Below are 715 nucleotides of genomic sequence, written 5' to 3' on the forward strand. Positions count from 1 at the left end.
GCAAAACCTGATTAACAACGCTGTTGATGCCAGCCAGCCGGGACAAGAGGTCTTAGTGAAGACCGATGCCGATAATGACAGTTGGCGAGTTTCCGTTATTGATGCGGGCTGCGGTATTCCTGAAGAAAGACTGGACAATATCTTCACCCCATTTTTTACGGAAAAGTCCAACGGTACCGGTTTAGGACTAGCGGTTGTGCAAACGGTAGTTAAGGCACATAACGGGAGTATTGACTGGGAAAGCCAACCGGCTAAAGGCAGTCGTTTCACCTTGTCTTTACCGGTGCACCAGTGGTCAGAGAACCGACTGAATGAGGTGTGTTATGGCTGAGCGACAAGTACTGGTTGTTGAAGACGATGTTTCTTTGCGTGAGGCAATTATCGATACTTTGGAGCTGGCGGACTGCCAGTGTCTGGAAGCTGCAAATGGTGAAGAGGCTCTGTTAATACTGAAAAAAGAGCCGGTAGCTTTAGTGATTAGTGACGTTCAAATGCCGGGTATTGATGGTTTGCAACTATTACGCAGCATGAACAACCAACAGTATGACATTCCGGTTATTATGATGACCGCCTTTGCTAAGGTGGATGATGCTGTTGTAGCGATGCGCGAAGGGGCTGTCGACTACCTGACGAAGCCTTTTTCAATAGAAAAACTGCAGACTTTGGTACAAAGGTATTTGCCGGACGGTGCCATTAACGACATTGAACCGGTTGC

The 715-nt window shown here is 47.7% G+C and carries 2 protein-coding genes; both read left to right on the forward strand.

All coding sequences use genetic code 11. The features are described 5' to 3' along the window. Positions 1–331: sensor histidine kinase (locus B3180_RS01765; protein WP_286842591.1), on the forward strand; the 331-nt coding region annotated here is incomplete at its 5' end. Next, on the forward strand, positions 324–715 hold a 392-nt coding region (locus tag B3180_RS01770; protein ID WP_286842593.1), incomplete at its 3' end, for a response regulator. The genes B3180_RS01765 and B3180_RS01770, both read left to right, overlap by 8 nt.

Origin of the sequence: Idiomarina sp. UBA4206 (genome assembly GCF_002383015.1) — a bacterium.
Classification (GTDB): Bacteria; Pseudomonadota; Gammaproteobacteria; order Enterobacterales; family Alteromonadaceae; genus Idiomarina; species Idiomarina abyssalis.